Annotated in this window: 18 protein-coding genes and 1 pseudogene; 9 read left to right on the top strand and 10 right to left on the bottom strand. The window is 56.8% G+C overall.

Annotation, left to right across the window (positions count from 1 at the left end; genetic code table 11):
- Window positions 1-261: 261 nt before the first annotated feature.
- The 6 genes from ACOYW2_RS26720 to ACOYW2_RS26695 all read left to right on the top strand — a co-directional run bounded on the left by ACOYW2_RS26720 (window position 262) and on the right by ACOYW2_RS26695 (window position 5,084).
- Window positions 262-675, top strand: a complete 414-nt coding sequence (locus tag ACOYW2_RS26720; RefSeq protein ID WP_482418798.1) for a MarR family winged helix-turn-helix transcriptional regulator — start codon at window positions 262-264, stop codon at window positions 673-675.
- 113 nt (window positions 676-788) lie between these two features.
- Complete coding sequence (locus ACOYW2_RS26715) at window positions 789-1,196, top strand: acyl-CoA dehydrogenase family protein (RefSeq protein ID WP_482768545.1); 408 nt, start codon at window positions 789-791, stop codon at window positions 1,194-1,196.
- Window positions 1,127-1,936: an acyl-CoA dehydrogenase family protein gene (locus tag ACOYW2_RS26710; protein ID WP_482768544.1), complete on the top strand. Its 810-nt coding sequence runs from the start codon at window positions 1,127-1,129 to the stop codon at window positions 1,934-1,936. Before ACOYW2_RS26715 ends, ACOYW2_RS26710 begins: the two co-directional genes overlap by 70 nt.
- Before the next feature lie 99 nt (window positions 1,937-2,035).
- Complete coding sequence (locus ACOYW2_RS26705) at window positions 2,036-2,818, top strand: electron transfer flavoprotein subunit beta/FixA family protein (protein ID WP_180138746.1); 783 nt, start codon at window positions 2,036-2,038, stop codon at window positions 2,816-2,818.
- Between the two features lie 49 nt (window positions 2,819-2,867).
- On the top strand, window positions 2,868-3,851 hold the full coding sequence (locus tag ACOYW2_RS26700) for an electron transfer flavoprotein subunit alpha/FixB family protein (RefSeq protein WP_482768543.1): 984 nt from the start codon (window positions 2,868-2,870) through the stop codon (window positions 3,849-3,851).
- 279 nt (window positions 3,852-4,130) lie between these two features.
- The gene (locus tag ACOYW2_RS26695) at window positions 4,131-5,084 is read left to right on the top strand and encodes an NAD(P)H-dependent flavin oxidoreductase (protein ID WP_482768542.1); all 954 of its coding nucleotides are present in this window, start codon (window positions 4,131-4,133) and stop codon (window positions 5,082-5,084) included.
- 638 nt (window positions 5,085-5,722) lie between these two features.
- On the opposite strand, the gene ACOYW2_RS26690 is transcribed toward ACOYW2_RS26695, so the two are convergent.
- The 4 genes from ACOYW2_RS26690 to ACOYW2_RS26675 form a co-directional block, all read right to left on the bottom strand.
- Window positions 5,723-6,364 carry an AraC family ligand binding domain-containing protein gene (locus ACOYW2_RS26690; protein ID WP_482768541.1) on the bottom strand — a complete coding sequence of 214 codons (642 nt, stop codon included), beginning with the start codon at window positions 6,362-6,364 and terminating at the stop codon, window positions 5,723-5,725.
- 309 nt (window positions 6,365-6,673) lie between these two features.
- Window positions 6,674-7,069, bottom strand: coding sequence for a cupin domain-containing protein (locus ACOYW2_RS26685; protein ID WP_482768540.1), 396 nt, complete (start codon window positions 7,067-7,069; stop codon window positions 6,674-6,676).
- Window positions 7,070-7,177: 108 nt separating this feature from the next.
- Window positions 7,178-8,512, bottom strand: coding sequence for a cell envelope integrity protein CreD (gene creD / locus ACOYW2_RS26680; RefSeq protein WP_482768539.1), 1,335 nt, complete (start codon window positions 8,510-8,512; stop codon window positions 7,178-7,180).
- A gap of 317 nt (window positions 8,513-8,829) precedes the next feature.
- Window positions 8,830-9,294: a YehS family protein gene (locus ACOYW2_RS26675; RefSeq protein ID WP_482768538.1), complete on the bottom strand. Its 465-nt coding sequence runs from the start codon at window positions 9,292-9,294 to the stop codon at window positions 8,830-8,832.
- Window positions 9,295-9,780: 486 nt separating this feature from the next.
- Between ACOYW2_RS26675 and ACOYW2_RS26670 the strand changes: the two genes are divergently transcribed.
- Complete coding sequence (locus ACOYW2_RS26670) at window positions 9,781-10,818, top strand: exonuclease/endonuclease/phosphatase family protein (protein ID WP_482768537.1); 1,038 nt, start codon at window positions 9,781-9,783, stop codon at window positions 10,816-10,818.
- A 6-nt stretch (window positions 10,819-10,824) separates the two neighbouring features.
- On the opposite strand, the gene ACOYW2_RS26665 is transcribed toward ACOYW2_RS26670, so the two are convergent.
- Complete coding sequence (locus ACOYW2_RS26665; protein WP_482768536.1) at window positions 10,825-11,175, bottom strand: hypothetical protein; 351 nt, start codon at window positions 11,173-11,175, stop codon at window positions 10,825-10,827.
- 604 nt (window positions 11,176-11,779) lie between these two features.
- On the bottom strand, window positions 11,780-12,577 hold the full coding sequence (locus tag ACOYW2_RS26660) for a hypothetical protein (RefSeq protein WP_482768535.1): 798 nt from the start codon (window positions 12,575-12,577) through the stop codon (window positions 11,780-11,782).
- Window positions 12,578-12,931: 354 nt separating this feature from the next.
- On the opposite strand from ACOYW2_RS26660, the gene ACOYW2_RS26655 reads away from it, so the two are divergent.
- Entirely contained in the window at window positions 12,932-14,998 is a 2,067-nt protein-coding gene (locus tag ACOYW2_RS26655; protein ID WP_482768534.1) for a methyl-accepting chemotaxis protein, read from the top strand.
- Between the two features lie 301 nt (window positions 14,999-15,299).
- Here the strand turns inward: ACOYW2_RS26655 and ACOYW2_RS26650 are convergent.
- From ACOYW2_RS26650 to ACOYW2_RS26640, 3 genes and pseudogenes are all read right to left on the bottom strand, one after another.
- Window positions 15,300-16,105 (bottom strand): annotated as a pseudogene (locus ACOYW2_RS26650) (crotonase/enoyl-CoA hydratase family protein).
- 182 nt (window positions 16,106-16,287) lie between these two features.
- A complete protein-coding gene (locus tag ACOYW2_RS26645; protein WP_482768533.1) occupies window positions 16,288-16,719 on the bottom strand; it encodes a hypothetical protein in 432 nt (143 codons plus the stop codon).
- Window positions 16,720-16,823: 104 nt separating this feature from the next.
- Window positions 16,824-17,750 carry a transposase gene (locus tag ACOYW2_RS26640; RefSeq protein WP_482768532.1) on the bottom strand — a complete coding sequence of 309 codons (927 nt, stop codon included), beginning with the start codon at window positions 17,748-17,750 and terminating at the stop codon, window positions 16,824-16,826.
- A gap of 229 nt (window positions 17,751-17,979) precedes the next feature.
- Between ACOYW2_RS26640 and ACOYW2_RS26635 the strand changes: the two genes are divergently transcribed.
- Window positions 17,980-19,053 (top strand): PTS sugar transporter subunit IIC, encoded by a 1,074-nt coding sequence (locus tag ACOYW2_RS26635; RefSeq protein ID WP_482768531.1) that lies wholly within the window; start codon window positions 17,980-17,982, stop codon window positions 19,051-19,053.
- Between the two features lie 25 nt (window positions 19,054-19,078).
- On the opposite strand, the gene ACOYW2_RS26630 is transcribed toward ACOYW2_RS26635, so the two are convergent.
- Window positions 19,079-20,350, bottom strand: a complete 1,272-nt coding sequence (locus tag ACOYW2_RS26630; protein WP_482768530.1) for a porin — start codon at window positions 20,348-20,350, stop codon at window positions 19,079-19,081.
- Window positions 20,351-20,472 lie beyond the last annotated feature (122 nt).

The raw sequence follows: 20,472 nt of genomic DNA, 5'->3' as shown, positions 1-20,472 counted from the left end.
AATTTTAGCTTTTCTCAGATAATATTTTCAATTTATTAACTAAAACATAAAAATAGGGCGCAAGAGCAAGATCAAGGGAAGTTATCCTTACAAACTTTAACCCGACATCATCGTGCCGGACAGCCCCATACTGAACATTGATCATGTCTCCAAAATAGAGGCCCGCTACAAAGAGCCCCGGAGCGGCCCAAACCCCGCTCCGCCAGGCAAACGCCTCTTATCGGAAGACATCACACGGACACACGCAACCCACGGGATCACATGATAAAAACGTACAAAGACTGCATCTGCTTCCTGTTTGCCAAGGCCAACCAGAAGTCACAGGCCGTCTTAAAGAAAATGCTCAAACCTTACGGGCTGACTCCGGTCCAGATCCTCATCCTCGAAGCCCTGTGGGAGGACGACGGGTTGACGGCAGGGGACTTAAGCAAGCGCCTGATCCTGGACAACGCCACCCTCTCCGGGGTGCTGGACCGCCTGGCCGACGCCGACTGGATCTCCAAGTCGACCGACGCCGAAGACAAGCGGGCCATCCGGATCCACCTCTCGGCCAAGGCCCGGGAGTACCAGGAGGACCTGCTCCAGGCCCGCGAGCACGTCAATGAAACGATTTTGCAGAGCTTTTCCCAGGAGGAGAAGCTTCTTTTAAAACGTCTTTTAAAGGACTTGAGGTAAGTGTATTGCGGCGGATGGAAAGCGCCGGGGGTGCCCGCCGAGCCCAGGCCTTCATTGGAGCCGCTTCATAAACGCCCACACCCTTACATCAATGAAGAAGGAAAGGAATTGAAATGGATTTCAACTTATCACCACTGAACAAGATGGTCATCAAAACGGCAAAGGCGTTCTGTGAGACAGAGATCCCCGGGATAGATGCTTACATGAAAGAGCACAAAGACTATCCGCCCAATCTCCAGGAGATCTTTGCAAAGCACAAGATGCTCGGCATGGACGTTCCCAAAAAATACGGGGGCATCGGCGCCGACAACTTCAACCTCATCCTCATTGCCGAAGAGGTGGGCAAAACCGGGTCCACCTGCATGCTCCCCTTCTTCATGAACAACTCCGTTGCAGAGACCATCTGCCACTGGGGCACCGAAGAGGTGATTGAAAAATTCGTTCCGCCCCTGTGCGACGGCACCGCCTGGCCTGCCATCGCCTTCCACAGCCCGACACCGGTTCCGACCCCCGCGCCCTGACCCTCACGGCCGAGCCCGACGGCGACGACTTCATCTTAAACGGCACCAAGCGCTTCATCAGTATGGCCAACAAGCCCGGCTACGGCATCTTCTTTGCCAAGGACCTCTCCATGAAGGGCAAGCCCTTCGACACCACGGCCTTCATCGTGGACAAGATGTCCCCGGGCATTACCTTCTCCGGCCACTACGAGCTCATGGGCCTGGACGGCGCCGACACCTGCGATGTCTTCTTCAAAGACGTCCGCGTGCCCAAGGCCAACATCCTGGGCAAGCGAGCCGAGCCAACTGCCGTTCTTCTGCGCTGGATCGCCGGTGAGCGTATCCAGCAGTGCGCCGCCACCATCGGCGGAGGCCAGGCAGCCCTGGACGAGTCTGTGAAGTACGGCAACGAGCGCGTGGTGGGCGGATTTCCCATGGGCTACATGCAGGGTTTCTCCTGGATGCTGGCCGACATGAAGACCCGCGTCGAGGCGTGCCGCCTCATGTGCTACAAAACCGTCAAGCTCCAGGACGAGAGCAAGAAAGGCTTTGAGGCCGCCTCCTCCGAGCTCAAGGTCTTCACCGTGCCCATGATCCAGGAAGTGTGCCGCCAGGCTGTTCAGTTCCACGGGTCCTACGGCTACTCCAAAGAGTACAAGGTGGAAAAACTCTTCCGTAACGCCATGCACGTCGGCGTTGTCGCTTCAAGCCTTGAGATCAACAAGACCATTGCCGGCATGACGATCCTGACTCAGAAGTAAGGCACGCGGCGACACGCCGGCCCGGTGCCCGTGGGCGACACAGCCCATGACGCGATCACACGCGAATCGACGACTTTACCGATTAAGAGGACTTCTAAGATGAAAATCATTGTATGCATAAAACAAGTTCCCGACGTAACCGAGGTAAAATGGGACGAAAACGGCTCCCTGATCCGATCCGGTCTTCCCAGCATCATCAACCCCAACGACAAGAACGCCATTGAGGCGGCCCTGACCCTGAAAGAGGAGAAAGGCGCTGAGGTGACCGTTGTCTCCATGGGTCCCCCCCAGGTTGAGGAGGCCCTCCGGGAGGCCCTGGCCATGGGATGCGACCACGCGGTGCTCCTGACGGACCGCAAGTTCGGAGGCGCCGACTGCTGGGCCACGGCCTACACCCTCGGCCTTGCCATCAAGAAGCTGGGCAACTTCGACCTGATCTTCTCCGGCGTGGAGGCCATGGACGGCAACACCGCCCAGGTGGGCCCCGAAATCGCCGACTTCCTGGAGCTCCCCCTACTTTCCTATGCCGAAAGCATCGAGGTGGGTGACGGCACCGTCAAGATCCACCAGAAAATGGGAGACCTCACCCGGGTCATCGAAGGCCCCATGCCTGCCCTGATCACCTGCGAAAAAGAGCTCAACGTACCCAGGATCCCCCGCATGGACCTGGTGTTCGAATGCTTTGAAAAAGAGATCCAGGTCCTGGGCATGGCCGATGTAGACGGCGAGGTGGGCAACTTCGGCCTCAAGGGCTCTCCCACGCGCCTGCGCAAGGTCTTTTCACCCAAGCGCGCCAAGGCTCAGGTGGAGTTTCTCGACGGGACGCCCAAAGAGTCCTCGCAGAAGCTGGTGGAAAAACTTCAGGAAATCAATGCCATCTAAGGTAATGTTTGTGGTTTTGCTAAAAAAATACCAGTGCATATAAAGGCGTATGGGTATTCGTAGACAGGTGCAAGATCCACTAAGCCGCTCCACCCTTTCATTGGAGATCCTCGGAGAGGGCCGCAAGCTCGCCGACAAGCTGGGCAGCGAGCTCACCGCCGTCATCCTCGGGGAGAACGTTGAGGAAACCGCCAAGGAGCTCATCGCCTTTGGTGCCGACAAGGTGCTCATGGCCGATGCCCCGGTCCTGGCCGATTACCGCACCGAGCTCTACACCGACATCATTTGCAAGGAAGCCGAAGAGAGAAAGCCCGACATCCTTCTGGTGGGCGCCTCGGCCACGGGCCGCGACCTGGCCCCGCGCATCTCCTTCAGGCTCCACACGGGCTGTACCGCAGACTGCACCGAGCTTGACATCGACGAAGAGAAGAAGATCCTCGTCTCCACCCGTCCGGCCTTCGGCGGCAACGTCATGGCCACCATCCTCTGCCCGGACCACCGTCCCCAGATGTCCACCGTACGTGCCGGCGTCATGGCCGTTCCCAAGAAAGACGAGTCCCGCACCGGCGAGATCATCAAGATTGAGGTCACCGCCAAGGAAGAGGACGCACAGGTCAAGGTTCTGGAAGTGAAGCAGCACGAGGCCTCCGCCCAGAACATCCAGGAAGCCATCCGCGTGGTCTCCGCGGGCATGGGCGCCTGCTCCGGCGACTGCTTCGATCAGCTCAAAGACCTGGCCAAGGAGCTGGACGCCGAGATCGGCGGCACCCGCCCCGTCTTTGAAACCGGCCTCATCTCCCACGACGTCCAGATCGGCCAGACCGGCAAGACGGTCCGCCCCGAGCTCTACCTCGCCGTGGGCATCTCCGGCACGGTCCAGCACACCACGGGCATGGCCGACTCCCGCACCGTCGTTGCCATCAACAAAGACCCCAACGCCGAGATCTTCAAGTTTGCCCACTACGGAATCGTGGGCGATGCCAAAGACGTGGTGCCCCAGCTCATTGAGCAGCTGAAAGCCGTCAAGGCATAGGGCACACGATCTAAGAAAAGCGGGGCCCGGCTGGAGAGAGGGGCCCCGTTTTTTTTGGCCATGAACGCGGCAGCTTAAGCGGCAATGAAGCCTCCGGCGGGTCGCTTTTTTGAAAAAAAGCTCCGCAAAAAACTTTCCTCAGGCCTGGAAGGTTTACTCAAAACCTGTTTGCCAAACTTTTTAAACGTTTGGCCCCGGCAGGGCCGCCGGAGGCAATTTTTTTTCAGGAAGGAGGATCAGTGATTCAGACAAAAATAACTGAGATGTTCGATATAAACCTTGCCCATCATCTGCGGTGCCATGATGTGGATCTGCAAACCCGAGCTGTGCGCCGCCATCTCCAACGCCGGGGGCATGGGCAACATCACCGCGGCCATCTACAAGACGGAAGAGGAGTTCCGGGGCGCCCTGCGAAAGACCCGGGAGCTGACGGACAAGCCCTTCACCGTCAACATCACCCTGCTGCCCTCCATCAACATCACCCCCGAACACCACAAGATGTACCTGACGGTCTGCGCCGAAGAGAAGGTGCCCGCCCTGGAGATCTCAGGAGCGCCCATCGACAAGGCCTGCGGCATGGAATACATCGACATGCTGAAAAAAGCAGGGGTCAAGCTCTTCCACAAGGTGGGCTCCGTGCGCCACGCCATTCACGCGGAAAAAGCAGGGTATGACGGCATCTTTGCCGCAGGCATCGAAGAGGGGGGCCACCCCCTGAACGACGACGTCACCACCATGCTCCTGACCCCCCGCATCGTGGAGTCCGTGAACATCCCTGTGGTGACCACCGGGGGCATCGCCAACGGCAAAACCATGGCCGCCGCCCTGATGCTCGGAGCCGACGCCGTCATGATGGCCAGCCGGTTCATGGCCACCAGAGAGTGCGATATCCACCAGAACATCAAGGACGAGCTGGTGAAACGCCAGGAACGCGACACCACCCTCATCTGCAAATCCGTGAACCTCCAGGGACGGGCCCTGATCAACGAGACCACCAACGCCGTTCTGGACGTGGAAAGCAAAGGCGGCGGCCTGGAGAAGATCATCCCCCTCATCACCGGGGACAAGTGCCTCAAGGCCTGGGAGACCGGAGACGTGGACGTTGCCCCCATGATGGTGGGCCAGTCCATCGGCCTCATCCACGAGGTCACCACCTGCAAAGAGCTCCTCGCCTCCATGGCGGCAGAAGCCGAGGCCGAGATCAACAAGCTCCACGGCAAGCTCATCGCCTAAACCCTTTCGGCTAAAGCGATTCAGCGCATCCAAATCAATAAAAAAGGCGGAACCCATTGGGGTTCCGCCTTTTTTATTTCCTGAAGGCCCTGAAAACCAGACAGATATCTCTGCAAAGACGACTGCCGAATGTCACGAACCACGCCGCCGAAGGCTGGCTTTTCCCACCCACTTTAACCATAAAAGGCAGTGCGGTTAAATCGATAATGGACAAGGAGCGACATCGTATCCTCTTACCTCGAAGCTCTAACCTGCCCGCACAAACCATACCGGAGCATTTTTATCTCGGGCGTAGCCCAGCCCGAAGGCCCTTGCGCTTTGGCCTAGAAACGGAGGGGAGGGCGGGAAAAGCGATCCTGCTTCGAGGGTGGCTCACCTCGCCGCCGGAGGCATGCTTTTCCCCCCACTTTAATCATAGAAGGCCTCCGGTTTTGCCGCGCACTCGTATGTCTACAGGTTGTCCTGCACAAAGCGCCCCGGCGTGGTCCCCACCACGCGCTTGAAATGATACGTCAAGTGGCTCTGATCGAAAAACCCCGCGGCCAGGGCGGCCTGGTAATGCCCGCCCCCGGCCGAGAAGGCCCCGCGCCTGAGCGGTGACACCGCCGATGGGTGAGGTACCGATGGGGAGACATATGTCATCGCCGGGTAAAAAGACGCTGCAGGTGAAAAGGGCTGAGGCAGGCAACGGCCGACAGGGTGGCCAGGGTCAGGGGCTCTGCGTGGTGGGTGCGGATGTGGTCCCGCACCCGCGCCATGGCCGCATCCTGCCGTCCCACCGCACACACCTCCGGCGGATCCTGGGCAAAGGAGAGGATGATTTCAGAGAGCAGGCCGTAAAGAAGGCTCTCCTTGTCAAGGGCTGGGGCCAGGGGATCGGAGAGCATCCTGAAAAAACGCTCAAAATCCCGGGAAATGATTTCATGTGTTGCGTGCACGCAGCCGAACCACACCCCGGACACGCTCTTTTCCGAGATCTCGGAGGCCACGCGGGCCAAAACCGCCGGATCCACCGACAGGAGGCGATAGCTGTGGGCGCCCTCCTCCCCGGAAGCGCAGGCATGCACCTGACCGGGGTTCAAAAAGAAAAGCCCGCCCCTTAAAATGCCCGCTTCGCCATGCTCGTGGGCGATCACCCGAACGCCCCCGTCCACCATGCCCACAACAGCGGTTGTGTGACTATGGGATTCAAAGGTGTTGGACACGTCCTGCCCTGCCACCGCTTCCACGCCGCATAAAAAGGGAAGGCTCGAAAATGTGATGCGCTCCCGTGTTGCCATGGTCTCTTTTTTGGCCTCCGAAAATCAGCCTCCGGCAGGGCCGCCGAAGGCAATGCGATTAAATCGATACTGGACAACCTGTGACATCGTATCCTGTTACTTTAAAGCTTGTGAGCCAGCCCGAACAAACCATCAGCGTTTACGTCGGGCGAAGCCCGAGTCGAAGGCCCTTGCGCTTTGGCCCGAGGAACGAGGGACGAAGCGCAAGGGCAATCAGCTTTCGAGGTGGCTCACCTCGCCGCCGGAGGCACGCTTTTGGAGCCGACTTTAACCATCGAGGACAGGCCTTTTGACGGATCTCTCAGTTGCTCAGGGCAAGGCAGGAAAAAACGTGGCGCGAAGCAGGAGCCCTTTGTCTCCAGCTTTGACGCCATGGGCTTCCCCCTTGGGTATCACGGCAAGGCGCCCCATGTGGTAGGGGTGGTGCTTTCCGTCGAGCTCAAGGGAGCCCTCCCCGCCCAGGACCTCATGGAGTTCCCACTCTTCCCCGTGGACGTGGGACTCCAGGGTGCAGCCGGGATCGATGCGAACCATGTGGGCGCTCAGCGCCCCGTCAGTTCCCTCACCGCAGACAAGGGACTTTAAGTACACCCCTTTAAAGTGGGGGTGAGCGTTCCACGGCCCGACCTTTTTCGGGGAGCCTTCTCCCTTGTACGTAACAGATCCGTTGGCCATTGCCGCAAACAATTCCTTTTCCATTTCCATGGCATCCTCCAAGTCAAAAAATTCGGTTGGGTCGTGTTGACGTTACGGAAACACTACCTTCCCGCGTCTCCGGAATCTTGGAGGATCTTGCGAAAATACTCTGCGGCTTCAGTCTGCGTCTTCCTTTTCCAGGGCGTACCAGTCGATGCCCCGGGTGATGTACATAACCACCGAAAGCACGAGAAACAGGCCGACACTGCCCATGATCAGGGCGTAGTCTTCAAGCTGGAGCACAATGTAGAGGTAGGCATAGAGCACGGTCAGGATCCCGAACACCGTGACGGTGAAGCGGTTGTTGCGCAGAATCCCCCGGGAGTATCCCGTGATGAGGGCCGTGACGGCCGTTGCCGAGATGATGTAGGCCAGGTCAAAGTTAAGATGCTCGGAAATGGAGAGGAGCAGCACGTAGAAGAGCAGCACGGCCAGCCCGATGAGGATGTACTGAATCGGGTGAACCCTTTTCTTGCTGATGATCTCCGAGAAGAAAAAGGCGGCAAAGGTAAAAACGATGAACATCACCGCGTATTTTGAGATGCGCATGGACTTCTGGTAGATGTCCGCCGTCACCAGAAGGTTCACCCCAAAGGCGGAGTCTCCCACCTTGTACTGGTTTCCGGACCACACCTGGGGGTAGTTCCGGTTCAGGTGGAGCACCGACCAGTCCGCGGAAAAGCCCCGGTCCGTCACCTCCCGTTGGCTCGGGAGAAACGAGCCGTTAAAGCTCGGGGAAGGCCAGCTTGACGCCAGGGTCACACGGGTGGTCTCCCCCACGGGGATAAAGTGGAGCTCTTCGCTGCCGTTGAGCTTTAGCCTCAGGGAGAAGGGCGTTTTGGCCCGATCCGGGGAAAGGGGGATGGCGCACTGCACCCCGGAGGAAGCAATGTCCGTGGTTTTGAGGCCCGGGCCTGCCTTGTAAGTCGCCTCCCCGCAGGTCACGGAGATGGTGTCCCGGATCCCCCGCATGTCCGAAATCCCCACGGAAAAAATCGCCTGGTCCCAGAGCACATGGTCGGGGTCGATGCCGGAACGGGTCAGGTCCGGCAGGGCAAAGGCCCCGGAGATCTCCAGCCCGGAGGTGTAGAGAACGGCCTCGTAGAGGCTTCGGTAGCGGACCTCGGTATCGAGCTGCCCGTTGATGACCACCTCCTCGGGCAGTACATGAAGATACCGCAGGGTGTAGGTCAGCTTGTCGTCTTCATCCCGAAAGTAGGACTTGTAGGGAACCGTGAAAAAAGGCCCGGTCACGGTCTGGCTGTTGCCCCACTTGGCGTTGATCTCGTACACCACGTCGTCGCGCCGGAACTCCCGCTCCCGCATCAGGGAAGAGACCATGGACATGGGAATAAGCAACACCAGGACCAGCAGGCCAATGGAGACCACCTTCAACGTGGCCGAGTTGCGGATAAAATGGCCGGTTTTTTTCATTGTCTCCTGTTTTTTCATATCCTCTCCTGAAACCCTGAACGTAAAAGAATTGCCTCCGGCGGCAAGGTGGGGGCACCTTGAAACCCTATGGCGAATGCATGGAGGCAGACATCATGCGAACGCTTTCGGGGCATTCGCGTGGTATGTGACATGTGGCAACCTTTTTTGCAGGAGAGGCCTATTTCATTCTCCTGAAAACCCAGTGAAAAGCACCGGGGATTCGCTTGGCGTTAACCGGAATAACTCCGGCGGCAAGGAGTGCCGGTAACGGGTGCTTTTTACCCCTCGCAGGACCACCGGAGGCATCGGATGTGTAACTATCTATGTTTTAATTCTTACTGTTTCACGCGATACGTCACCTGCACCCCTTGGATAAAATTACGCAGGATCTGGTCCTTGCACTCCCGGTAATGCTTGTGGCCGGGCTTGCGAAAAAAAGCGCTCAACTCATGCCTGCTCATGCCGAAATTCGCCCGGGCCATGATCGCCAGCACGTCGTCCGAGGTGAGGTTCAAGGCAATCTTCAACTTTTTAAGGATAAGATTGTTTGTCAGGCGCGTCTCGGGTTCAGGCTGAGGGCCTTCTTTCCGGCCCCGGTTGTGGACGATAAGCCCGTTTAAAAAGCTCGCCAGCTTACGGTCGGAGAGTGCCTCAAAGGAAGGGTCCTCCTCCCGTTTCAACCAGGCGGCAGCCTGCTCCCGGGAGACCTCAAGGCCCCCTGAGACGAAGAGCTCCGCCATCTTCGGATCGCTGAAGTCAAAGGCATAGCGAATCCGCCTCAGTATATCGTTGTTGTCCATCGTGTGGTCCTTGTTTTCTCGTAACTATTCAGCTCAAAAAATCAGCTCAAAAAAAAAACAGCCTCCGGCGGCAAGGTGTGCCACCTTGAAAGCAGGTTGCGGATGTGTTTTGCCCCTCGTTCCTCGGGTCAAATCACATCCGCCTTTAAAGTAAAAATTCACTCAAAAAGATTTTTTAAAACCTGTTTGTTAAACCCGCCTTTATAAAATCAGGCAAACGTTTAGCCCCCGGCAGGGCAGCCGGAGGCATAAGCTGAATAGTTACGTTTTCTCCATCAAAAAAAGAGGTATGATAACGATTCATAGGCCACCCCGCCATGCGCATTTCCCTTTACATCCCATATGCATCTGCATTAGTAAACCGATGCGGTCTATTTCCTTTTCTAAAATATAAGGATTTGCTTCTCCACGGTTTATGTTAGGGCATAGCCCTTACGCCATGGTTCCATCCGTCTGACGCTATAGAAAAAAGTTGGTGATATGAGATTGACTGATTTGCGACGTGCCCTGCCTGATTTACTTCACCCTGTGTTTGTCTTCTTTTTTATCCTCCTGATCATGACACCCACCGCCTTTGGGGACTGCCGGGGCTGCTGCTCCGGCCACGGCGGCGTGGTCTGCCAAGACGGGGTGACCATCTGTGGTGACGGCACGCCCCTGTCGGAAGCCTGCCAAGCCAAGGGCTGCATCGGGTGCGACTCCGAATCCCCTGTGATCGCCCAAAACGATGCGGGCCCGTCGGCAGAGCCCCTGGCCGTGGCCAACTTCAATATCCAGGTGTTCGGTGTCTCCAAAGCAAAAAAGCCAAAGGTGATGGAGGCCCTGGGATCCGTTATCTCCCACTTTGACGTGGTGGCCGTTCAGGAGATCAGGGACAAAAGCGGAAAAGCCATCCAGGCCCTGGAAGAGCAGGTGGACGCCCTGGGACGGGACTACGAAACGGTCCTTGGGCCGCGCCTCGGGCGCACCTCCTCCAAAGAGCAGTACGCCTACCTCTACAGGACCGATGTCCTTGAGTTCATCGAGGCCTACACCTTTGACGATTCACGCGAAGATACCTTTCACCGGGAGCCTTTCATCGCGCAGTTCAAGACTCGGCAGAGCAATTTTTCCTTTGTCCTCATCACCCTCCACACCGACCCGGACGATGCCACCACGGAGATCAACGCCCTGCCGCAGGTGGTGACCGATGCCCGCGCCCATTTCCCGGAAGAGACCCGCTTCGTGATCCTGGGGGACCTCAACGCGGACTGCGCCTACTACGATGAAGACGAACTCTCTTCTCCCCTGAGGGGCGAAGGCTTCAGGTGGCTCATCACCAACGGCATGGACACCAACCTCGCCCGGTCTGCCTGTGCCTACGACCGCATCATCATCACCGAGGAGACCGCCCCGTACTTCACCGGCACCTCCGGCGTCTTTCCCTTTGACGAGATCCTGGGCCTGTCAGCCAAGGAGGCTAAAGCGGTCTCCGATCACTACCCGGTCTACGGGGTCTTCACCACCACACCTGCCGGGCAGTAGATAAACTCACGAAGAAGACCCGACCACGATCTCCTTTCCGTCCACGAGAAAGCGGGCCCCTGACTTGTTCATGACGATCCGAACTGTTTCAAACCCGTCCAAAGGCGCCGAAGCCCCGTTCCATTCAAGCCGGTCCTCCCGGATCACAATGCGATGGGTATTGCCATCCACCCTGGCCGTCACCCGGCACATTGAGCCTTCGGCATAGCTCAAGGCCGAGACCACATCGCCTGTAAAGGTATAGGTCACGGTCTTTCCGTTGAACGTGGACGTACCGGAAGATGTGTCTGCAGACGCAAGCCCGGTGCAGGCAACGAAGAGAACAACAAAGATAAAAGCACGCACAAAACGGTGCATATAAAAAAACCTCACGTGGGTGTGGTTGGTTGAAGCGTATGCCTTCTTTGGGAAAAAGCATGCCTCCGGCGGCCAGGTGGGGGCACCTGGAAACCCTATGGCGAATGCATGGGAGCAGACATCCTGCAAACGGTTTCGGGGCATTCGCGTGGCGTGTGACAACCGGCATCCGTTTTTGCAGGAGAGGCCTATTTTATTCTTCTGGAAACACAATAAAGGGCATTTGGGATTCCCTTGCCTTTAATCGGAATAACTCCGACGGCAAAGCAGGGCCGCCGGAGGCAGGATCTACATACGTTTGCCCTGGACGGTAAGGTGAGCCAAGGCAGGTTGCGAATGTGCTTTGATGGTATTTTCCGCTCACGTGGCTTCGGCCCTATCGTTGCAAACGTTTCCCAGAGTCCTTCATGTTATGCCAGAAATCGGGGTATTGGGTGTGTGATGTGCATTACACATGCAGAAATCCATGGCGGGAAAAAGGCGAAAGTCGTGTCATGGGGATTGACCGGAGCGTCTTGGTGGGCTTTGTCGCTGCGGTGTCTCGCGTTGCGTTCCCTGTAGGAAGGAATTTTCGGGCCACCAGCCTGCCATCCGGGGCTCGGTATCAGGGAGACGGCATCTCCTGGATGACCTGGGCGGCCAGGTGCTTGATCACCCCGGTGCCTTCAAGGTCGGGCTCGCGCTCTCCCCTGGCTTTCTCTTTGAAGTGCCGGATGCCATCCCTGTCGGATAGGGCCACCCGTCCCTCAATCCACCGAAGGGTCCCATCTTCGGCATGGAACACCACGGCAGGCCCGAAGACCTCCTCTCCGGCCCCTTGGGTGATTCGCCCCCTGACAAGGCAATGCTCAATGGCAAAAGACGCCGGCTCCGGCCCGAGCGCCAGCAGCTCCCCGAACAGGGCCACACACTCCTCCACAGAGTCGGCATCCTTCCACTCCACGGCGGCCCTCCCCTCGTACTCGAGCTGCTTGATGTCGGCCTCGGTAAAGGAGAGGTCCAGTCGCGAAATGGCTTCTTGGTAGACACTCTCCACCGACACCGCCTTGCGGCTGACCACCACATCCGAATCGCTTAAAATGCGCATGGCGTTACGGATGCTGATCATCTCTTTTAAGGTGGGCTCTTTGCGCATGGCCACATCATCCACGGTGCTTTTATACACGGGCAGATCGTTATCCAGAACAAGGAGGGTCTGCGGCTCATCCCCTGTGGTACCTTCGGGGAGGTAGAGCTCCATTCCCCGGACCTCGCGGCTCCTGAACCCGGCGGCCACAAGGAGCCCCCGCATGGCTTTTTTATCGACCTTTCTACCGCTGCCCACAGGACCGAGGCTGGCAAGCACCCGCAACCTCATGCGGTCCAGCGCCAGCTTTTCAAGGAGATTCTCTTTAAACGACATGGCGGCTCCTTCTGTTGAGGGTTGTCGCCCATACCAAAATTCAGCGGCAACGCATTCCTGCCCCCCTGTTTTTATCAAGCAACATGGGCTTTTGTCCTAAATATAGAACACCTGCGAACCGATATAATAAAGTACATCGTACAAATTAATGTTCGCTCCTAAAAAACGTGCCGTTCAATCGCTGCGGAGACGATCCCGATCCCCTGCGGGAATTCCTCTGTCCTTCCGACAGGCGAGGTGCGTACCATTCAGGACAGGGCGACATAGCACAGCCTCCTGTTTCATAACCGTATAACATGTAACGAAAAAAATAAAACGCTGCAATACACGCGAATCGACACAAGGAGACTTCTCATGTTCAAAAAACTCAAGTTGAGGGGAAAAATCGTTCTTCTCATCTCCCTGGTGGCCCTCGTCGCCTTCACCGTGTCCATAACGGTCATGACAACCAAGACCCACCGCATGGTCAAAGACGAAGCCCTGGCAAAGGGAATCGAACTGGCCAACCGCCACGGCAATGAGGTTAAGGCATTACTGGAGCTGCCCCTGGAGTCGTCACGCACCATTGCCCGAGGCATCATGGGCCTGAAGGACCAGGGGAGCGTGCCCGACCGAGCCGCTTTAAACCGACTGCTCAAGGGGATCATCGCCAACGACCCCGAGCTCCAGGGCATCTGGGCCTGCTTCGAACCGGACGCCTTAGACGGCAGGGATGCCGAGTTTGCGGGCACGGCCAACCATGACGACTCGGGCCGCTACATTCCCTACCTCTACCGCCTGGGATCGCCCCTCACCGTGGACAAACTCACCGACTACACGATCCCGGAGACCAACAATTACTATGTCATTCCCCAGCGGACCGGCAAAGAGTACATCACGCCACCCACGGTCTATACCATCAGCGGCAGGGAGGTCATCCTCACCAGCCTGACGGCTCCGGTGATGGAAAACGGTGGGGCCATCGGGGTGGTGGGGCTTGATATCCAGCTCAACAGCCTCTCCGACATGGTGGCCGACATCACCCCTTACGGCACCGGATATGCCGCCATCATTGCGGCCAACGGCACCTATGCCGCCCATGTGGACAAGAAGCGCATCGGCCAGTCCATAGGAGATCAGGGCCAGTGGGCCAGGGCGCGTGAAGCGGTCAAAGAGGGCAAGCCTTTCCGTTTCACCGATCACTCAGCCCACCTTGACACCGATACCTTAAGGCTTTTCGTTCCTATCGAAATCGGCAACACCGGCCAGCACTGGTCTTTTCTCGTCACCCTGCCCCTGGACAAGGTGATGGCCAACGCCGACAGGATCCTCGTCACCAACATCACCATCGGGGTGCTCTCCTTTCTGATCTTTGCGGCCGTGGCCTGGGCCATCGCCACCTCCATTGTGGGGCGCATCAAGGAAAACGCCGCCATGATGAATGACATTGCCAAGGGGGAAGGGGATCTGACCAAGCGCCTTGAGGTACGCTCCGAAGACGAAATCGGCGACCTCTCCTCGGGGTTTAACCTCTTTATGGAAAAACTCCAGGGCCTCATCCGGGAGGTGGCCTCAGGGGTCTCCTCGGTAAACGATGCCTCCGCTGGCCTTTTGTCCATGTCCGAAGAGCTTGCCGGGAGCGCGGACAACGCCTCCTCCCGCTCCACACGGGTGGAGCAGTCCTCGCGGGACATGACCGAGAACCTCACCGGAGTGGCGGCAGCCATCGAACAATCATCCACCAACATCGCCATGGTGGCAACGGCAACGGAAGAGATGTCCGCCACCATCAGCGAAATCGCCAAAAACACGGAAACCGCCCGGGGGGTCTCGGCCACTGCCCTGGAGCGCACCCACGGCACGTCTCGGGAGATGGACGCCCTCCGCAGCGCGGCCGAGGAGATCGGCAAGGTTACCGAGACCATCACCGAGATCTCTGAGCAGACCAACCTGCTGGCTTTAAACGCCACCATCGAAGCGGCCCGTGCCGGAGAGGCCGGCAAGGGATTTGCTGTCGTGGCCCACGAGATCAAAGAGCTTGCCGCCCAGACCGCAGAGGCCACACAGGGCATCAAAAAAATCGTAACAAGCGTCCAGGCAACGGCCACGGCATCGAGCACCGGCATCCTGGAGATCACCTCGGTCATCACCGAAGTCAACGACATTGTGGCCACCATCGCAGGGGCCGTGGAAGAGCAGTCCGCCGCCACCAGCGAGATTGCCGAAAACGTGAACCAGGCCTCCCTGGGCATCCAGGAAGTCAATGAAAACGCCGCCGGGTGCACGGTCATGGCAGGGCAGATCGGAAACGACATCGCAGAGGTCAATAACGCCGCTGAAGGGGTCACCCGCATCGGGGGCTCCCTCCGGGCCAGCGCCGAAGAGATGCGCACCATGGCCGATCAGCTGGGCTCCCTGGTGGGCCGCTTCAAAATATCTTAGCACCGCACAGAGCACGCCGGGGCACACAGGCGTTGTGCCCCGGTTTTTTTTTAGTTTTTTTAGGGGACAGGTTTTTTATGTTTTATATTCTGACGTAATCTGCTGACGCACAATGATGAAAGATGCACAGGGATTTTTTGGGGGACAGGCTCTTTATGTCCTGGCGCAATCCTCTATAAACCAGTAAAAAGATACCCAAGGGTAGTCTGGCTGCAGGAGGACCCTCTCCCCGCCGTCAAAAGGATTCCGGTAAAAGGCAAGCCAGCCGAAAAGGACCCCTTCATGAATTGTTCATAGATAGTTAAAACGCACCGGCCTTGCCACCAAAGGCTCCGTGCCGTCCTTTGCCTGCCACAAAGGCCCTGGCCCCTTTCAAAGCGTCATCATTGTCAAACACCTCGGCGGCATTCATGAGTTCATGGTCAAGGGCTTCATCAATGGGCATGGTAAAATGACTCAAGGCATTGCGCCTGTCGCACATCAGTCCCTCAAAGGGGAATCCTGCCATCTCCGCAGCAAGGTCTTCGGCCTCCTCCCGCACCGTCCCATTCGCCACCACCCGTGTCACAAGTCCATAGGAGAGTGCCTCTTCTGAATAGACCGGACGCCCGGTAAGGATCATCTCCATGGCCCGCCCATGGCCAATAATACGAGGAAGACGCACGGTGCTCCCGTTGCAGAGGGGAAGCCCCCATCGTCTGTTGAAAAAGCCGAGTACTGAGCTCTCTTCGGCGATTCGAATATCGCAGAAGAGCAGCTGGGCAGCGCCACCGCATACCCGGAGATGGCCGCGATCACCGGCTTGGAAAGCGAAAGGCGCGAAATACCTAAGGGACCGTCCCCTTTTTGCCGTATCGGGTTACACCCCTCAGCCACCATGGCCGCCAGATCCCCACCGGCGCAAAAGTGACCGCCCCTGCCGCACACAACGGCTACCCGGGATTCCGGATCGTTTTCAAAGTCCAAAAAAGCTTCCGACAACTCGCGGGCAGCCCGGCTGTCGATGGCATTACGGACATGGGGGCGGTTAATTACAAGTGTTGTTACCGGGCCTTTTCTTTCAATACAAACGGATGGGGAATCAGGGACGCTGGAAACAGGCTTCATGGCACACCTTCTGTTGTTGAGTGATCGGAAGAAATAGCTCTAAACCGATCTGTGGGTGCCTTCAAGAAAAAAGTAGGGACAGGCTCTTTGTGTAACAATTGACGATTACCGGCCAAGAACCGTTAAAGGCCACAACGATTCTTTTTTGTCATGGAATCAAAGAGAAAATGCCGATGTCGTTCTCAATGAATATCGTCCAACAGCGGGCCAAACAAAACAGCCCCGTTGGGAAGCAACAGGCTGTCATACGTAAGCACAAATCCATCATACCTATCTGCAATCTTGAACAGGCTTTCCCAGATTGCAGGGTTATCTTGGAACTCTTTATCGGTAATCAGCCCAAGCACGATGCGCGTATGGCCAATGGCATGGCAGACACCTTCTTTTGTCTCAGGGTCCCGGACACTGGAAGAGATATACCCGAGAAAACTGTCTATGTGGGCGGACACTAGGTTTCTGTCCATAACATTAAACCGGACGATATCTTCCCCTACCCTGACATCAAAAAACGTTGGCGGCCTGAATAACCCCTTGTCACTTTTAACGTCTTCAAACAGCTCCGCAAGATTAACCATCGTATCGCACTGAATGTAAATTGCGCCGTTTGCCGGCATGTAGTCTCCTTATGTGTGAACATGTGAATAAGTAAAACAGAAACAGGGGACAGGCTCTTTATTTAATCAACAGCTTTAGGAATCAGCGGTTACGATTCACCAAGTCAGACATCGGTCAATCGTTTCAAAGAATACATGCCCTCAATGCCTTTCACCCGTTTCGGAATTTTATTTCGTTTTGCCCGAAAACGCTCTTTAAATACCTCATAGCCTGCTTCAACGAATGCCTTTGACCCGATGATACCTGAGTCCGTGAAATAACGGGTTCTGTATCGAAACCGCCTTACCCGGTTCAAGTCAAACCCTTCGGCGGTCTCTTCATCCAATACCGCCTTAGAAATCTTCGCAGCCCCTGTCTTCTCGATGGCTCCCACATGATAGAGATATTCCCTGTATTTACGAAACCGCATAGCGGGATCTTCCATGCTGAAATCAGGCATCCCAAAGTCCGTCGAAAGAAACCCATCCCTGTTTCCTGTCTGGGCGTGGTACCCAATGGAGCACCAGCGATAGTCCTCAGGACGCTTCACGATCCCGGCTCGCACCGCATTGAGATCAATGTAGGCCAGGCAATGGGTCAGGGTATCTCCCTGTTGAACAATCACACTCTTAAACCGCTCACCCCAGAGGGTCCCTTTTCGCTTTTTCCGTTTATTATAAAAACAGGAAAACCTCTGCTTAATATCCTTAACATAGGCAGAAAGGTTGGAAAACCGTTCCCAATACTCATTGAGGCTTCCTTCAGGGAACTCCACATCATCACCATAGAGAAGCCGATAACGCCTTCGCACCTCGTCGTCCGACACCATAGCCCCTGGCTGGATCTCTACTAACAAGTGAAAATGATTGCCCATGACGGCAAACCCCAGGACCTCTACACAATAAACCATGGAGTACCTCTGGATGATACGAACCAGCTCGTCTTTCGCGACACGGCCAAAGGGAAGGCCGTCAAGGGCGGTTCGGCTGATGATGTGGTATGCTGATTTCTCACCTGAATCTGTTACGATCATACGGGGAATACGTGGCATGAGTCCTCCTTTCTGAATTTGTAGGATCAATAATCGGGCTGACAGACAACAGGCCTATTCCCAATAATAAAGAGCAGATACACACACCAGAGCCATCGATTGGGGTATTAAAAGATGTCCAGCATAAAGAGCCTGTCCCTTGACTGTTTGAAATCTCGGCCGAATTGTGGTTAAACCCAACTACTTCTAAAGACAACAATCAATAACTTCAGGGGGATGGTGCAGGAGCATGTCACAGGGACGTTTATTTCGAAAGTTTGTCAACCGGTATCTCATTGACGGCCTGAGCGGCATGGCGCTGGGGCTTTTTTCCACCCTTATCGTGGGGCTCATCATCAAACAGATCGGAGCGGGCATCGGGGGAACCACCGGCGGTGTGCTGCTTCAGATAGGGGGGATGGCCCTTGCCATGACCGGGGCAGGCATCGGCGTGGGGGTCTCGCACAAGCTGGGAGCTCCCAACCTGATTATCTACGCCTCGGCAGTGACCGGGATGTTCGGGGCCTTTGCCGGTAAGGTCCTGGCCGGAAGCGTCTTTGTGGGGCGTGCTGTTCACCTGGCGGGGCCGGGGGAGCCCCTGGGCGCGTTTATCGCCGTGCTGGCAGGCATTGAGGTAGGACGCCGGGTATTCGGCAGGACCCGGCTCGACATCATCATCACCCCCATGGTCACCCTGGTGAGCGGCGGAATTATTGCCCTTCTCATCGGGCCGCCCATCTCCACCTTCATGACCTATCTGGGCGACATCATCCTCTTTGCCACCCACCAGCAGCCCTTTGTCATGGGGGTCATCATCTCGGTCTGCATGGGAATTTTCCTTACCCTGCCCATCAGCTCGGCGGCCATCTCCATCATCTTAGGCCTCAAGGGCCTCGCCGCAGGGGCAGCCACCGCAGGATGCGCAGCACAGATGGTAGGTTTCGCCGTGGCCAGCTACCGGGAAAACAAGGTCAACGGTCTTTTCGCCCAGGGCCTTGGCACCTCCATGCTCCAGATGCCCAACATCGTAAAAAATCCCAGAATCTGGATCCCGGCCATCGCGGCCAGCGCCGTCACCGGCCCCATCGCCACCGTGCTGTTCGGCATGGAAAACAACCCCAGCGGCGGGGGCATGGGCACCTCTGGCCTCGTGGGCCAGATCATGACCTGGAACACGATGATCGGCGCCCAGCACCCCGCAATACTCTTTCTCAAAATTGCTCTGATTCACTTCATTTTTCCGGCGGCCATCGCCTACGGCGTCTCGGAATACCTCCGTCGCATCGGCTGGATCAAGCCGGGAGACATGTGGCTGGAACCCTGATCGCCGCCGACCCAGAAACAAGGCATCAGAACTTGATCCGCGCACCTGTGATAAGTGCGTGGATCGACTCGTAACTGCTGATATCGGCGTCCAGGTCATAAAAATAGTACCCGGCGTAGAGCTCGGCACCGAAATCTTTGACATCCTGAACCACCTGGGCGCCGATGACATCACCCTTGCCGTACTGCCGGGCAATGCTGCCATCCAAAGTCAGGTTGTCGTCGTACTGGCCGAAGTCCACGGAAAAGCGCGTCTCCCCAAAGGAGGCAAACATGGCCTTGTAGCCCAGCTTGAGGTAATAGAAGGTCCCGTCATCAGCACGGTCTTGCTTGTACTCCTGAAGCCCGCTGGCAAAGGCTGCGTTGAAACCGGAGTCAAAGAGTATCGCCACAGAACCGTCGTATTGATTCTCAACAGTGTCCGACGCATCGCTGGGCCTGGCATATGCGATGGCAGCCAGCACCTGGATATCAGCCAGCTCACCGTCGTACCTCAACGCCAGATCGCCTCCACCGTCGGCCACCCAGGAGCCCGAGGCCATGAACCCGGCAAAGGAGGGAGAGTCGTATCGCATCCTATCGTCCCTGCCCAACCCATCCATGCTGTTGTAGATTTTTGATATGTTGATACCCGTCAAGCTGTTCAAGTTCTTGTCGTAAAAAATAAGACCGCCTGCGTAATCGCTCACGGCAGAGGCGCCTGCCAGGTAAGTCCCCGAAAGATCGAGGCTGGTGGTGTCATCCGAAGCCGTGGACCCATGCCCCATGGACAAGGTTCCCCACCTCGTGTGCTTCATGTACAGGTCCACATGCCTGCGCTTGAAGGTGTTGTCTACGTCGTCACCCCTGGGGTCATCCTGGCTCACACCATCACTAAGGTTCAAATTGAGCCCGGCTTCCAGAAGGGTCCCGAACATGAGTTCGTCGGAAACCTTGATGGTTCCGCGAATACCAAATCGGGACTGGGAAGCCGCGTTGTCAACCTGGTACACGTCGGCATCATTTCCGTCATCGGCGGCAAGGAGGGCACGGTTGATATGGCCGTAGAGCACCACGGACGACGCCTTGTTCCCACTGAACACAAAGGGCGCCCGAAAGCTTCCCCCGTCCTCTTTTTCAGAGGTCAAAGCGTCGATGGTGGCCCTCATCTCTTCAAGGGCCTTGGCCTGATCGGCAAGTTGTGTCTGCATTTCGAGGAGCTCTTTTTCCGGAGCGCCATATGCCGTGCCGCCAAGGGCGGCCAGGGCAAAGACCGAGAGAATGAAAACGTGAATCAACTTCTGCTTCCTGCGTTTCATGGCAATCCCTTTCCAAATGAGGTTACTGGTCAATCACCGCGAATCATGCGTTCATCACCAAAAGCGATGCAAAAAAACAGATATTGCAGAACAAGGTCACAAGACCTTATTTATAAACAACG

The organism is Desulfoluna sp. CLI2B, from assembly GCF_056847375.1.
The sequence above is the reverse complement of the archived record's forward strand: the minus strand, read 5'-3'. Positions and strand labels throughout refer to the sequence as shown.